Annotated in this window: 13 protein-coding genes; 6 read left to right on the top strand and 7 right to left on the bottom strand. The window is 42.6% G+C overall.

Annotation, left to right across the window (positions count from 1 at the left end; all coding sequences use genetic code 11):
• Positions 1 to 70 precede the first annotated feature (70 nt).
• The gene (locus NPA43_RS03860) at positions 71 to 790 is read left to right on the top strand and encodes a YebC/PmpR family DNA-binding transcriptional regulator (protein ID WP_256499399.1); all 720 of its coding nucleotides are present in this window, start codon (positions 71 to 73) and stop codon (positions 788 to 790) included.
• A 380-nt stretch (positions 791 to 1,170) separates the two neighbouring features.
• Here NPA43_RS03860 and NPA43_RS03855 read toward each other — a convergent pair whose 3' ends face one another.
• The 3 genes from NPA43_RS03855 to NPA43_RS03845 all read right to left on the bottom strand — a co-directional run bounded on the left by NPA43_RS03855 (position 1,171) and on the right by NPA43_RS03845 (position 3,530).
• On the bottom strand, positions 1,171 to 1,953 hold the full coding sequence (locus NPA43_RS03855; protein ID WP_050944786.1) for a YfkD famly protein: 783 nt from the start codon (positions 1,951 to 1,953) through the stop codon (positions 1,171 to 1,173).
• 67 nt (positions 1,954 to 2,020) lie between these two features.
• Positions 2,021 to 3,088 carry a calcium/proton exchanger gene (gene cax, locus NPA43_RS03850; protein WP_256499398.1) on the bottom strand — a complete coding sequence of 356 codons (1,068 nt, stop codon included), beginning with the start codon at positions 3,086 to 3,088 and terminating at the stop codon, positions 2,021 to 2,023.
• A 64-nt stretch (positions 3,089 to 3,152) separates the two neighbouring features.
• Positions 3,153 to 3,530 carry an OsmC family protein gene (locus NPA43_RS03845; RefSeq protein WP_256499397.1) on the bottom strand — a complete coding sequence of 126 codons (378 nt, stop codon included), beginning with the start codon at positions 3,528 to 3,530 and terminating at the stop codon, positions 3,153 to 3,155.
• Positions 3,531 to 3,605: 75 nt separating this feature from the next.
• Between NPA43_RS03845 and NPA43_RS03840 the strand changes: the two genes are divergently transcribed.
• Together NPA43_RS03840 and NPA43_RS03835 are read left to right on the top strand one after the other, a co-directional pair.
• A complete protein-coding gene (locus NPA43_RS03840) occupies positions 3,606 to 4,769 on the top strand; it encodes an MFS transporter (protein WP_230031557.1) in 1,164 nt (387 codons plus the stop codon).
• Positions 4,770 to 4,841: 72 nt separating this feature from the next.
• On the top strand, positions 4,842 to 5,138 hold the full coding sequence (locus tag NPA43_RS03835) for a GNAT family N-acetyltransferase (protein WP_256499396.1): 297 nt from the start codon (positions 4,842 to 4,844) through the stop codon (positions 5,136 to 5,138).
• 209 nt (positions 5,139 to 5,347) lie between these two features.
• On the opposite strand, the gene NPA43_RS03830 is transcribed toward NPA43_RS03835, so the two are convergent.
• The 3 genes from NPA43_RS03830 to NPA43_RS03820 are packed head-to-tail and all read right to left on the bottom strand — an operon-like array spanning position 5,348 to position 7,008.
• Positions 5,348 to 6,166, bottom strand: coding sequence for a YihY/virulence factor BrkB family protein (locus NPA43_RS03830; RefSeq protein ID WP_099727660.1), 819 nt, complete (start codon positions 6,164 to 6,166; stop codon positions 5,348 to 5,350).
• 18 nt (positions 6,167 to 6,184) lie between these two features.
• Positions 6,185 to 6,517, bottom strand: coding sequence for a hypothetical protein (locus NPA43_RS03825; RefSeq protein ID WP_256499395.1), 333 nt, complete (start codon positions 6,515 to 6,517; stop codon positions 6,185 to 6,187).
• A gap of 20 nt (positions 6,518 to 6,537) precedes the next feature.
• Positions 6,538 to 7,008: a low molecular weight protein-tyrosine-phosphatase gene (locus tag NPA43_RS03820; RefSeq protein WP_256499394.1), complete on the bottom strand. Its 471-nt coding sequence runs from the start codon at positions 7,006 to 7,008 to the stop codon at positions 6,538 to 6,540.
• Between the two features lie 174 nt (positions 7,009 to 7,182).
• Between NPA43_RS03820 and NPA43_RS03815 the strand changes: the two genes are divergently transcribed.
• Positions 7,183 to 8,538, top strand: coding sequence for an alanine/glycine:cation symporter family protein (locus NPA43_RS03815; RefSeq protein ID WP_099727664.1), 1,356 nt, complete (start codon positions 7,183 to 7,185; stop codon positions 8,536 to 8,538).
• Between the two features lie 77 nt (positions 8,539 to 8,615).
• Positions 8,616 to 8,831 (top strand): DUF1128 domain-containing protein, encoded by a 216-nt coding sequence (locus NPA43_RS03810; RefSeq protein WP_034323493.1) that lies wholly within the window; start codon positions 8,616 to 8,618, stop codon positions 8,829 to 8,831.
• Between the two features lie 110 nt (positions 8,832 to 8,941).
• On the opposite strand, the gene NPA43_RS03805 is transcribed toward NPA43_RS03810, so the two are convergent.
• A complete protein-coding gene (locus tag NPA43_RS03805) occupies positions 8,942 to 9,460 on the bottom strand; it encodes a type 1 glutamine amidotransferase domain-containing protein (protein ID WP_249705288.1) in 519 nt (172 codons plus the stop codon).
• Positions 9,461 to 9,714: 254 nt separating this feature from the next.
• Here NPA43_RS03805 and NPA43_RS03800 point away from each other — a divergent pair, with 254 nt between their 5' ends.
• Positions 9,715 to 13,995: a multifunctional 2',3'-cyclic-nucleotide 2'-phosphodiesterase/3'-nucleotidase/5'-nucleotidase gene (locus tag NPA43_RS03800; RefSeq protein WP_256499393.1), complete on the top strand. Its 4,281-nt coding sequence runs from the start codon at positions 9,715 to 9,717 to the stop codon at positions 13,993 to 13,995.
• Positions 13,996 to 14,072: the final 77 nt, after the last annotated feature.

Here is a 14,072-nt window from a genome sequence, read left to right as displayed (position 1 = left end):
GGCAGAATGATTTCATGCAGCATGGGGACCCTCATACTGTGTATTTACTAAGTGAAAGAGAGTGAATAAGATGGGTCGTAAGTGGAACAACATTAAAGAAAAGAAAGCATCAAAGGATGCCAATACAAGTCGTATTTACGCAAAATTCGGGCGTGAAATCTATGTGGCTGCCAAACAAGGTGAGCCAAACCCAGAATCAAACCAAGCACTTCGCTTTGTCCTAGAACGTGCAAAAACATATAGTGTCCCAAAACACATTGTGGACCGTGCGATTGAAAAAGCCAAAGGTGGTTCAGAAGAGAACTTCGATGAGCTGCGCTATGAAGGATTTGGTCCAAACGGATCGATGGTGATCGTCGATGCCCTCACCAATAACGTGAACCGTACAGCTTCGGATGTTCGTGCGGCTTTTGGGAAAAACGGCGGAAACATGGGCGTCAGTGGATCTGTTGCTTACATGTTTGACCAAACTGCGGTCATCGGTGTCGAAGGGAAAAGCGAAGAAGAAACGCTTGAGCTCTTAATGGAAGCAGACATTGATGTACGTGACATCATGGTAGAAGATCAAACGGTCATCGTCTACGCTGAGCCAGATCAATTCCATCACGTACAAGAAGCATTCAAACAAGCCGGTGTCGAAGAATTCACTGTCGCCGAAATCACGATGCTTCCACAAAACGAAGTGACATTAGATGATGAATCTAAAGCACAATTTGAGAAACTAATCGATGTATTAGAAGAGCTTGAAGACGTGCAGCAGGTTTATCATAATGTGGATTTAGGGGAATAAGGAAAAATAGAAGCCATTGTAGTCGCTCGATTGATTGAGCTTCTACAACGGCTTTTTTATTTTTTTAAAAGGTTTACTACCCACCTATAAAATAGTAACATATGAATAAATTGTTAAATAATACACATGTTCAAGGGGCTGAGTTTCATTTTTAAAACATGGTGGTTTTCGTATTACGGCTTTATGATCATACCTTTTGTTTCCCTATGCTTGATTTTCAACAACCTGACGACGTTTACTAAGGTCTTCTTATTTCTGTTCATTGGATGGTTATTCTATAACGCCTTTGACTTTTACATAAGTGAAATGAAAAAGAAAAAAGATAAAACCTATTAGCAAAAAACAGTCAACTCCTCTTATCAATAGAGGAGTTGACTGTTTTAATTCATCCCTTGAAACCCAAACGTCAGATGATCCTGAACAGGAATCCATGCGCCGATTCCTTGTGAGGTCACGTTTTTTACGACGAGTTTGCGTTTATTTCCTTTTAGCACAAGGTACACTTCTCCGTATGTGACCTTTCCTTTTTCGTTAATGGCTGGAGCATAGGCATGCAAGGATGCTGCTTTTTTCGGAGAAACATGGTATGACTGATCTCGTTTTGTTCCTGCGCCAATCACCGTGTCGAAGGCGAGCGGCAGCTTTGTTTTTTGGATGGCTTTTTGCATCATCAATGTTTTCACATCTTCTGGGTTTGGTACTTTTGCTGTGAGCCCTCCGCTTACTTTCACTTGCTGCTTTTGAACATATTTGCCAATGGCTGTTTTGTTTCCGCCTCTGTTATCAATGTGATTGGTGTTCACTTTTTTGTATTCCCAGTTGGCGACGGTTTCATTTGAATCGTAGCTCAGTGCCCATCTTCCGAGGAAAATGGTCGCACGATATCCAACAGCTAACGGCGTTCCTGAGATGCTGGATTCATTCAGCATTTTAATCAAATGGGTATTTTCAATCGGTACATTCGTTGTTTTAAATAATTCGGCCGTCAGCTCGCTCGGCTGAAGCAGCGGCTGATCTTGTGACGCGTTTGGATACGTATTTTCCTTTGAGATACTGGCGACAGACGATGGTACCTTAAACGGCTTAGCCGCCTCGGCTGGAAAGCTGTATAGAAAACTTAAGGATAAGAGAACAACAAACATGATGCGGGGCATCTTTTTCATATCATCACTCTTTCTCATTCATTTTTCCATAGTATTTTCCGCAAAGACGTCCCTTATCCACAAAAGATTATAAAAGGAAAAATCCAATCGCCATAATAAAATAGGCAGCGAGTAATGTGGCCCCTTCAAACCAGTTCGTATCACCATCATTTGATAGAATGACCGTCAGTAAGACAGCGGATGCCATTGCAATGAGTTCTGGTAAGGAAAAAATCAGCGGCATCTGCTTTTCGAAAAAAAGAGAGCTGATGACAAGGATAGGCGCCACCATCATGGCGACCTGAAGCGTTGAGCCGAAGGCAATTTCCACCGCCACATCCATTTTGTTTTTATACGCCATGATGATAGCAGAGGCGTGTTCCGCTGCATTGCCGACGATAGCGACAATAATGACCCCGATAAACAGCTCACTCCAGCCAAATTGTTCTCCCACTGTATCAAATGTATGGACGAGGCGCTCTGAAATGTACGCAACGGCCATCGTTGCAAGCAGCAAAATCAAAGTGGCAAACTTACCAGACCATTCAGGTATTTCTTCTTCCGTCTCCGCCTCTCCGTCCATGCTCTCCTGCTTGGCAACATAAACACCTCGGTGGCTGACCAGTTTGAAATAGAGTGCTGCAACATAAAGCAAAATCATCACAATGCTAATGCCAATGCTTAAAACAAATTGCTTCTCCTCAGCCATTTCCATCGAAAACACTTCTGGAATGACAAACGCCACAATGATGGCAAACATGAGCAAGCCAGAGTTGTGCCTTGCATCGTGGACATTGAACTCTTGGCGCTTATATTTTAATCCGCCAACGAAAAAAGACAGCCCTGCCACGAGCAGTAAATTCCCGATGACCGATCCAGTTAATGAAGCAAGTACAATGGCAGTCAGCCCTTGCTTTAAGGCAAAAAACGAAATGATTAACTCCACTGCATTTCCAAATGTAGCGTTTAATAGTCCACCGATTCTTGGCCCCGCAATGATGGCAAGACTTTCTGTGGCTCTTCCCATAAAACTAGCAAGACCAATAATGGCGATACAATAAACAGCGAACATGACAACCTGCGGGAAGTGAAGAAAACTGCCAATGACAGATAGTGGAACACCGATTGCGACAATCACAAGAAACAAACGATTCATACAGCCATTCTCCTTTACATATGTCTGACTGTTATTCTTTCGTGAGTGCCGGCATCGTATACATTTAGATTCGCTCGTGTGACATAGTGATGTCGATACTTCCTTTAACGGATTGCACCATGGAACAATGCTTCATCGCAAGCTTCATCACTTTTTCTATTTGTTCATCAGAGGTAAAGATGCTTTCAAAGATCATATGTAAGTGGATGCGGGAGATTTTGTTTGCCGCTCCTTCTCTTGTCGTTTCAGGTGTGATGGTCAGCCCTTCATAGAATATTCGTTTTTTCCCGCATACATGAATTAGCATTTCTCCAAAACAACCTGCAATAGCTGAGGTGAACAATTGATATGGCCGGTATCCAGCTTCTTCTTTTCCTGAAATATGCAGCTGTCCATCATCAGTATGTGCCACCCACCGATCATTTTCGTATGTCAGCTTCATTCCTTTTCCACCTTTCTATTGAAACCCCTATGGTTCCATTGTACGATGAAAGCATGAACTTGTAAGGAGCTTCTTATGCCGAGAATTCACTTTATGATTTTAATTTTACTTGTATCCGTATCTGGCTTTTCACAGGGAGCGTTACTTCCTGTTATATCCATTATTTTCGAACATGCGGGCACTTCCCCTACGTTAAACGGACTGCATGCCACTGGCTTATATCTCGGCGTGCTGCTTGCATCTCCTTTTATGGAAGCGCCGCTTCGCCGTTTTGGTTTTAAGCCGTTAATCGTCATTGGAGGCGCTGCGGTCTTTTTAAGCTTGTTCAGCTTTGTCTTTTTTGAATCTTATGTCGTCTGGTTCTTCCTGCGGCTCATGATTGGCATTGGTGACCATATGCTGCATTTCTCCACACAGACGTGGGTGACCTATGCTTCGTCATCTAGAAATCGCGGGCGTAATATTTCATTGTACGGGTTATCCTTTGGACTCGGTTTTGCCGCTGGGCCTTTTTTAACTCCACTGATTGAAATCAATCCATCATTGCCTTTTATCGTTTCTGGTGCCGTTAGTTTATGTATTTGGCTGCTTGTGTTTGTTTTAAAAAATACATATCCAGATACAGACGAAATGCAGACGTCAGAGCAAACAAACAGTTTGAAGCGCTTCAAAAAAGCCTTTCAATTTGGCTGGGTGGCCTTTATGATGCCTTTTTGCTACGGCTTTTTAGAAACGACGCTCAATAGTAACTTCCCTGTGTATGCACTAAGAAGCGGGGTGACAGTAGATGCTGTTGCATTTATTTTACCTGCTTTTGCCATTGGAAGCATTGTCTTTCAGCTTCCTCTCGGCATGCTCAGCGACCGGTTTGGCAGACGCCGAATCATTTTATGTGTCACACTCGCTGGATCCTTCTTTTTCCTTTTGGCAGGTATTTTCATTCAATCCGTTTTGGCTGTTGCGATTTGTTTCTTTATTGCCGGAATGGCTGTAGGCTCTACATTCTCACTTGGCATCAGTTATATGACCGACTTATTGCCAAAGCATCTGCTTCCTGCCGGTAATTTAATGTGCGGGATGGCGTTTAGTGCAGGCAGTATTCTTGGACCGGTTCTTGGAGGAATCTTTGTTCAAACGTTTGAGGGGATGAATTTACTTTACCTTGTCAGCATCGTGATTCTATTCGTGTTTTGCTGCGTTCGATTTGGGAGAACGACGGCAATGGTTGAAACTAATTAAAATGGAGGATCAATTTCTTGTTTACACTAGACATCACAAATGAATTGAAATTGGAGATTTTACAATTAGCTGATGCTGAACGAGCAATTGATCGGTGTGTTCCGTCTGACGTTTCATAATAGAATAGGCAATATCGGTTATTGGATTGGTCAAGGCGCACAAGGTCGAGGTATCGTGACGAAAACAGTGAAATATATGACAGGAACATTTGCTCATAAAGTCGATGGATTTGAAATCTTTTGTCCTGTTGGTCATGTTCGAAGTGAACGTGTAGCGATTAAGGCTGGGTTCCAGCTCGATCCTCACTATCAGCCCAAACCTGATACAGATTTTGTCCTTAGGCGGTATATACGAATGTTGAATCAATAAAACCTCCCCTGCACCTGTGCAGAGGAGGTTGTTTTCATCTAATGATATCCATTTTGCCCGTTCGCACTGCCGCTTGTTTTGTGCTTTGGCTGATGGCCTTTGTTTTGTTTTGTGTTGCTTCCGCCTTTTTTCGATTGTTTGGACATATGTGATTCCCCCATCTTTCAAGATTGAACTCGTTCGTTCTTCTTTAGGATGCCCTGTTTTCTTTACAGCTTGCCTGGTACGATTTTACGCTTATGTAAAAGCGCATTGAGCTCGCCTCCGAGGATAATCATGATGCCGGTTAAATAAAACCAGATCATTAAAATAATGATCCCCCCAATGCTACCGTACATCGCACTGTAGTTGGCAAACTCGCCTACGTAAAATGAGAACAGCATGCTCACCAGAATCCAGCCGATAGACGCAAAAATGGCGCCTGGCAGAACAAATTTCAATTTCAGCCTGATGTTTGGGGCAAAATAATACAAGGATGTAAAAACAATCAGTAAAATCAGCGGACTAATGATCCACCTCATGGCTGTCCACATGGTGAGGAAGGCATCTGACTGCCCAACTAATTTGGCAACAAATAAACCAAGCTCTTTGCCAAAGACAGGCAGCATCAAGGCGAAAATAATCGTAAGAACCATCGCAATGGTTAAGATGATTGATGTTAAACGTACGAGAATGAAGGAACGATTTTCCTCAACTTCGTAAGCGTGGTTAAACGCTCTGACGACCGCATTAATGCCGTTGGATGCAGACCAAAGGGCGGCAATAATCCCGAACGACAATAACCCGCCGTTACGGTTATTCAGCGTCTGTTCGGCAATGGATTCAATCATCGAAAGCGCTCCCTCTGGCGCATAACCAGAAATGACGCTCAGAACATCCTTTGACGTCAGCGGCAAATACCCAACCAGCGTCAGCACGAAGATGAGAAACGGAAATAATGAAAGTAAAAAGAAGTACGCAAGCTCAGCAGATTTAGCCGGTCCTTCATGCAGTAAAAAGCGTTCAATTAACGCTTTAACAAAACCCATACGCCTCATCTCCAATGATCAACCTTTCTGTTTCGTTCGAAAGTGATCCTTTGTTTCTTCAATAATCTCTAATACCTTTGGGGTTGTTTCCTTTAACTGATTCACCTGTTCATTTAAAAATGATAAATCATCTGAGACCGTTCGCATTAGCTGCTTCGTTTCTTCCATTTTTTCATTCATGCAAGCAGACATCCTGCCCGGCTCCTGGCGGTACTCATCCAGCTTTTGCTGGCAGTCATTCCATTTGTCTTTTAGTGCAAGTCTTGTTGGCCGATGAAATAATGTCAGCAATACGCCGCAGGCTGCTCCTATGACAGCTCCTTGAAGCACGATTTGATTTTTCTCTTTCATCTCATCTGATCTCCTTTCAGTTAAAGGTGTTTCTCTTTCTTTACATACGTCAAAAAACGGTCAATTCCTGTTTCAATTAAATCATGTACTTCCTCAAAGTTCCCTGTGTAATAAGGATCTGGCACATCATCTCGATCGTCGTCTTCAACAAAGTCAAGAAGACGGCCAATAAAGTGATGTTTCCCATAGCCGGCTATACTGCGGAGTGCCCCTGCATTTTCAGCATCCATCGCAATGATATAGTCGTATGCTGTGATATCCTCATCGATAATTTGTCTTGCGGTCATTCCTTCATAGCTGATTCCTTTTTCTTCAAGCAGCTTTCTTGTTCCTTCATGAGGAGGACTGCCTTGATGCCAGCCGCCAATGCCTGCTGAATCAATGACAAAGTGCTCGCTAAGGCCTTCATCTTCTACTCGTTTTCTAAACATGGCCTCTGCCATCGGTGACCTGCAAATATTACCAAGGCACACAAATAATACATGAATCATCCTTCATTCTCCTCCTATCTTTTCCCTAAGAGTCCCTTTCAAAAACCTTTCCCCTATCATATCAAGACCATTTTCTCTTGAAAACTTTGCAAGAAAAACTCTCATCGGCATTGACAAATTACACAAAAACAGGAGAAACTTTAGGAGAATTACACAAACAAAGGGGGATATTTGATGGGAATAATTGAGCAGTTTGTCACGACGATGAACAATTTTTTGTGGGGACCTCCCCTGTTGATTTTAATTGTTGGTACTGGAATATACCTCACCTTTCGCGTTCTCTTCATTCAAATTAGATTACTTCCTTATTCTTTAAAGCTCGCATTTTCGAAACAAGACAAAACATCAGAAGGGGATATCTCCCATTTCCAAGCATTAATGACGGCTCTGGCTGCAACTGTCGGCACAGGGAATATCGTAGGTGTTGCTTCGGCAGTTATAGCTGGTGGTCCTGGTGCTGTATTCTGGATGTGGTTTGCCGCATTTTTTGGGATGGCAACAAAATTTGCAGAAGCCGTTCTTGCTGTTAAATACAGGGTCAAAAACGAAAAAGGCGAAATGTCTGGCGGACCTATGTACTATTTAGAGCATGGCTTGAAGCAAAAATGGCTAGGGGTGCTATTTGCTATTTTTGGTGCCTGTGCTGCCTTTGGGATCGGGAACCTTGTGCAGTCTAATTCAATCTCAGGGGTAATGAATTCTACCTTTCAAATTCCAACATGGGTGACAGGTATCATTATTACTGCCTTTACGGCACTTGTCATTTTAGGCGGAATTAAAAGCATTGGCCGTGTAACCTCTATTTTTGTACCAGTCATGGCTTTATTTTACGTCATTTGTGGATTAATCATTCTTATTATGAATGCTGATCTTGTCCCAGGCGCAGTTGGGCTCATTTTATCTGATGCCTTTACTGGTCAAGCCGTTGCAGGAGGTGCGATTGGAACTGTCATTCGCTGGGGTGTGGCACGTGGAGTATTTTCAAATGAAGCTGGTCTTGGCTCCGCACCGATCGCAGCTGCTGCTGCCAAAACGGATATGCCTGCCCGTCAGGCTCTCGTGTCTATGACACAAGTATTTATTGATACAATCATTGTTTGTTCCATTACTGGCATTACCATTGTGATGGCAGATATGTATTTAACAGAAAAAAGTGATGCACTGACCTCTTTATCCTTTGCCCATTTCCTTGGACCAATTGGCTCAACTATCGTAGCAATCGGGTTACTTTTGTTTGCTTATTCAACGATCATTGGCTGGTCGTATTATGGAGAGAAATGCTTTACATATTTGGCGAAAGATTCGTACGTCATGTATTATCGCATCGTGTTTGTCATTGCTGTCTTCTTCGGAGCCGTGTTTAAGAATGACTTCGTATGGGGTTTTGCAGATATGCTAAATGGGCTTATGGCCATTCCAAACTTAATTGGGCTCATCGGTTTATCAGGGGTTGTGGTATTTGAATCAAAACGAATCATTGATAAGATCAAGGAAGAGAAAAAGGAGAAAAACACCTCCTTGTTGTCTTAATAGCCCTTTTATTCTTTTGCATTTCTGTTAAAATAGACATATTATTCAACACACATGCAGGAAAGGACGTGCCGCCCTTGTCAGAGCAAAAAGCGGCTGAAGTCAATCAGCTGATTGAAGACATTTCGCAAAAGCTAAATATGCTGAACATTGGAGTCATCAAAGCCGAGGACTTCAGTCCAGACAAGTACGAAGATATTGAATTTCTTCACCAAATGGTGATGAAAAAATCTTCATTCAGCCCAAGTGAAATGCAAGCCATCGCAAGCGAGCTGAAAAGCTTACGAAAATAATTGTGCAAAGGGAACTGCCCTGTGGTCTTCGTGCAGTTTTTCTTGATCAACACGCAGAAAATCCAGCACTTTATGAAGTGCTGGATTTTTTATGCTGTAACAACTGCTGTTTATTTCGCAAGCAGTTTTAATGATTCACGGTTAAATGCTGGAATGTCGTCTGGTGTACGGCTTGTCACAAGCTGATCCTGACAAACGACAACTTCTTCGTCTTTAAATTTAGCGCCTGCGTTTTCCATATCGACTTGAATGGATGTATAGCCAGTTGCGCCTCTTCCTTCCAGCGTCTTCGCTGTAATAAGCAATTGCGGCCCGTGGCAGATCGCAAACACAGGTTTTTTCTCGTCCATAAATGCTTTAGTGAATTGGACGTAACGCTCATCTGCACGCAGAATGTCTGGTGAGAAACCGCCAGGAATGAGAAGTGCATCGAAGTCTTCTGGCTTCACGTTATCAATGGACGCATCCACTCTCACTTCAGCCTCTCCTTGCTTCCCTTTGACTGTTTTTCCTTTTTCGTTTTCAATCACTGTGATGTCATGGCCTGCGTCTTTAAAAGCTTTTGCAGGCTCGGTGAATTCAACATCCTCAAAGTAATCTGTTAATACAACTGCAATTTTCTTACCCATGTAGAAACCCTCCTGCTTGATTATCGTTTACACTACACACTATACCCGGGCATGGTGAAATCAAACATCCTATCCCTATCAGAAAACCCCTTATGACAAAAATAAGCATTTGGACTCATTCTCTTTCCCTTAACAAGGTAATTCGTATGATTTATGTTATCTTTACAATAATCTGCAAAAAATAACTACAAAAGTTAACGAAACATTTCTACAATAGGTATTGTGGTCAAAAAAATTAGAAAGGCGGAGATCAGGTGAAGAAGCATACGCATAGGTCTAAACGAAAAAAAAACCTGTCTATTCTGCTCACTTCCATTATGATGATTAGTCTCATTCTCCCAGCAGTACCTACTCATGCAGAAACAGAAAGCGGCAATGCCGTGAAGATCAGCATCTTAGCCACAACCGATGTTCATGCGAACATGATGAATTACGATTACTACAGCGACAAAGAAACAAATGAATTCGGTTTGGCGAGAACAGCCGAACTGATTGAAAAACACCGTTCACAACATCCTAATACACTCCTTGTTGATAACGGAGACCTGATTCAAGGAACCCCTCTTGGAGAATACGTTTACAAAAATGAAAAAGACAGCATCATCAATCAAACAAAGGTTCATCCCATTATTCATACACTCAACAAACTAAAATACGATGCAGGAACACTTGGCAATCATGAATTTAACTACGGATTATCCTTCCTTGACGGTACCATTGCGGGCGCCAACTTCCCGATTGTCAATGCGAACGTCAAAAAGTTAAATGGAGAACATCGCTTTACTCCTTATGTGATCCAAGATAAAACCTTTCAAGATGCAAACGGAGTATCACAAAAAGTGAAAGTCGGTTACATAGGATTCGTCCCACCACAAATTATGACGTGGGATAAGAAGCATTTAGATGGACAAGTTCAAGTGCAGGATATCGTCGAATCTGCCAATGAAACCATTCCTGAAATGAAGGCGAAAGGCGCAGATGTCATCGTCGCTCTTGCCCATACAGGAATTGAAAAAACCGCTTCGCCTAAAGGGTCAGAAAATATGATCTTTGACCTTGCCACTAAAACGAAGGGTATCGATGCGATTGTGTCTGGTCATCAGCACGGCACATTCCCAAGCTCTGAATATAGCGGCGTAGACAAATTCGATGTCTCAAAAGGAACCATCAACGGCATTCCAGTCGTCATGTCAAAAAACTGGGGAAGCTACCTCGGAGTTATTGATTTGACACTAGAGCCTGACGGCAGCAGCTGGAAGGTCACAGACGGAACAGGAAAAATTGAAGCTGTTGCTGGGGTGTCATCTCAAAACAGTACAGTGAAAGATGCCATTCAAACGACACATCAAAACACACTTGATTATGTCAGAAAACCTGTTGGTAAAACAGAAGCAGACATTAATAGCTTTTTTGCTCAAGTGGTGGATGACCCGTCTATTCAAATTGTGACAGATGCACAAAAATGGTATGCACAAGAAAAAATGAAGGACACGGCGTATAAAAATTTACCGATTTTATCTGCGGGTGCACCATTTAAGGCCGGCGGCCGAAATGGCGTAAATTATTATACAAATATCGCAAAAGGAGATTTAGCGATTAAGAATATCGGCGATCTCTACCTTTACGATAACACCGTACAGATTGTGAAACTCAAAGGCAGTGAAGTGAAAGACTGGTTAGAGATGTCTGCTGGGCAATTTAACCAAATCAAACCAAACGATTCAAAAGAACAGCCTATTTTAAACGAAGAATACCGCTCATATAACTTTGATGTGATCGATGGTGTGACGTACCAAGTCGATGTGTCTCAGCCTGCTAAATATAGCACAACAGGCACACTAGTAAATGCCAATGCGCACCGTATCAAAAATCTGTCTTACAATGGAAAGCCTGTCTCTGACAATCAAGAATTTTTAGTCGTAACGAACAACTACCGTGCTTCGGGCGGTGGAAGCTTCCCGCACCTCACGCAAGATAAAGTCGTGCTTGCCTCAGCGGATGAGAACCGTCAAGTGCTGATGGATTATATTATCGAGCAAAAAAACATTAACCCAACTGCGGATCAAAACTGGTCCATTGCACCAGTCAAAGGCGCTACTTTAACGTTTGAGTCTTCTCTTCTGGCAAAGCCTTTTGCAGAGAAATCAAACAGCGTAGACTTTGTTCGCAACGCAAGCACAGATGGCCTTGGCGTATACAAGCTAGCCTTCAAAGAGGACGGCACAACAGAACCGCCTGCCTCAGACAACTGGAATTTAACGGTGATGCATACGAACGATACACATGCACACCTAGACGATGCTGCAAGACGTGCGACAAAGATCAAAGAAGTTCGTGCTCAAAGTGAGAACAATATTTTATTAGACGCTGGTGATGTGTTCTCTGGTGACCTATACTTCACAAAATGGCAAGGACTTGCCGATCTGAAGCTGATGAACTTGATGAAATACGATGCCATGACGTTTGGGAATCATGAATTTGACAAAGGCCCAACTGTCCTTCGTCAATTCCTGACAGGAGATGCATCAGACGTAGATGCTAACAACCGTCATCAATTTGAAAAGCCTCACTTCCCAATTGTGTCATCAAACGTTGATGTTTCTAAGGAAAAACAGTTAAGAGACCTAGTAAAAAAACCAGCCACGTTTAAAGCTGGTGAGAAAAAAGAAGCCGGGATTTACCCGTACATCCTGCTTGATGTAAACGGCGAAAAGGTGGCTGTATTTGGCTTAACCACTGAAGACACGGCCATTACATCCAGCAGTGGTCCAAACATTCAATTTAAAGATGCATACAAGAAAGCAAAAGAAACCGTCAACACCATTCAAACAGAAGAAAAAATCAATAAAATCATTGCTTTAACACACCTCGGCTATAACCGTGATCTTGAGCTTGCTCAAAAAGTAGACGGCATTGATTTAATCATTGGCGGTCACACACACACCCTTGTTGAAAAATTAAAGGTCGTCAATAAAAAAGAACCTACGATCGTCGCTCAAGTGAAAGACTACGGACAATTTCTAGGGAAAGTAGACATGGCCTTTGACAAAAAAGGAGTTGTACAGCCAAAAGAATCTTCTTTTGACCTGATCCCCATCGATGACTCTGTCAAAGAAGATGCGGATGCAAAAGCGATTCTTGATCAATACAAGGCAGATATTCAAGATATAAAAACGGAAAAAGTCGGGACGACCGCTGTCCTTTTAGACGGGCAGCGTGAGCACGTTCGTGCAAAGGAAACGAATCTTGGAAACTTTATTGCTGACGGCATGCTGCAGAAAGCGCAAGAATCTGCCGGTGCTGACCTTGCACTCACAAACGGCGGCGGGATTCGAGGAAGCATCGAAAAAGGTGATATCACATTAGGTGATATTTTAGCGGTGATGCCTTTCGGAAACACACTTTATGTCGCAGATTTAAAAGGCAGTCAAATTAAAAAAGCGCTCGAACAAGGGCTGTCAGGCATCGAGGAAGGCGGAGGCGCATTCCCTCATGTAGCTGGCATTGAATATACGTTTACACTGAGTAAACCAGCTGGCAGCAGATTGATTGATGTGAAACTGAAAGATCAAAAAGGTCAACTGACGGACCTTAATGATGAGAAAACATACCGCGTAGCCACAAATGCATTTGTCGGTACAGGCGGCGACGGCTACAGTGTCTTTACAGAAGCTTCTCACGGCGAAGATTTAGGCTATGTTGACTATGAAATCTTCAAAGAGCAAATTGAAAAGGCAGACGGTCAAATTTCTCCTGTCATCGATCATCGAGTGAAAGAAGTGTTCCTTCCTCGCATGACAGGAAAAGGTGCTTATGACATTCAAGATAATGAGAAATTCCAAACGTATGTGCAGCATACAAACAAAGCATTGCTCTATCTAGACAAAGCAACCGAAGCGAAAAACGTTCAATTGTCCCTTTCAAAAGCACAAGTAGCCGAGCTGAAGAAAAGAGAGCAAGATCCAAACGTCACCATCTATCATGACAAAGTCGGACTAAAATTACCGCTTTCCAATTTGTCAGATAAAAGTGCAGATATACGAATGGCGAAAACAGATAAGGTGAAAAACGCATTAACCGAATCGTATGATTTCCAAATCAAACAAGATCAGAAAAAAGTTTCTACCTTTAAAGATCCTGTCACACTTTCCTTTACATTAGACGAGCCTCAAAAGGCGGAGAAACCTGGTGTTTATTATGTGGATCGTGAGAAAAATCGTTACACTAAAACAAATAACGGTTCGTTCGAAAACGGGATCGTAACAGGTGAAACAAAACACTTTAGTGAATACACAGTGCTCAATCAAAGTGAAGCAGCTGGAACTGCCCCAGATCAAACCGGTGAAGACGGCGGAACATCGGCACCAGGCGGAACGGATCCAAGCCAAGATGGAACCGGGCTACCAGGCGGCACTTTGCCGAATACGGCAACGATGATGTATACGGCTGTATTGATTGGCTTGCTCATGCTCGCCTCAGGCGGTATCCTTTATTACTATCAGCGCAAGCGAACAAGAAAAAATATATCATCCTAAAAGAAATGGACAGAGCCTATGCTCTGTCCTCATATTATTGACAAAGGGCTAAAATGATTTTAGCCCTTTGTCTTCTT

This window comes from Bacillus pumilus, from assembly GCF_024498355.1.
Lineage (GTDB): Bacteria > Bacillota > Bacilli > Bacillales > Bacillaceae > Bacillus > Bacillus pumilus_P.
The sequence above is the reverse complement of the archived record's forward strand: the minus strand, read 5'-3'. Positions and strand labels throughout refer to the sequence as shown.

What these genes read in the sequence shown, in the direction of transcription:
- NPA43_RS03815 (WP_099727664.1), top strand. Translation starts at nt 7,183, where the DNA reads ATGGGAATAATTGAGCAGTTTGTCACGACGATGAACAATTTTTTGTGG.
- NPA43_RS03830 (WP_099727660.1), bottom strand. Translation starts at nt 6,166, where the DNA reads ATGGGTTTTGTTAAAGCGTTAATTGAACGCTTTTTACTGCATGAAGGA.
- NPA43_RS03820 (WP_256499394.1), bottom strand. Translation starts at nt 7,008, where the DNA reads ATGATTCATGTATTATTTGTGTGCCTTGGTAATATTTGCAGGTCACCG.
- NPA43_RS03860 (WP_256499399.1), top strand. Translation starts at nt 71, where the DNA reads ATGGGTCGTAAGTGGAACAACATTAAAGAAAAGAAAGCATCAAAGGAT.
- NPA43_RS03845 (WP_256499397.1), bottom strand. Translation starts at nt 3,530, where the DNA reads ATGAAGCTGACATACGAAAATGATCGGTGGGTGGCACATACTGATGAT.
- cax (WP_256499398.1), bottom strand. Translation starts at nt 3,088, where the DNA reads ATGAATCGTTTGTTTCTTGTGATTGTCGCAATCGGTGTTCCACTATCT.
- NPA43_RS03805 (WP_249705288.1), bottom strand. Translation starts at nt 9,460, where the DNA reads ATGGGTAAGAAAATTGCAGTTGTATTAACAGATTACTTTGAGGATGTT.
- NPA43_RS03855 (WP_050944786.1), bottom strand. Translation starts at nt 1,953, where the DNA reads ATGAAAAAGATGCCCCGCATCATGTTTGTTGTTCTCTTATCCTTAAGT.
- NPA43_RS03835 (WP_256499396.1), top strand. Translation starts at nt 4,842, where the DNA reads ATGCTGAACGAGCAATTGATCGGTGTGTTCCGTCTGACGTTTCATAAT.
- NPA43_RS03840 (WP_230031557.1), top strand. Translation starts at nt 3,606, where the DNA reads ATGCCGAGAATTCACTTTATGATTTTAATTTTACTTGTATCCGTATCT.
- NPA43_RS03825 (WP_256499395.1), bottom strand. Translation starts at nt 6,517, where the DNA reads ATGAAAGAGAAAAATCAAATCGTGCTTCAAGGAGCTGTCATAGGAGCA.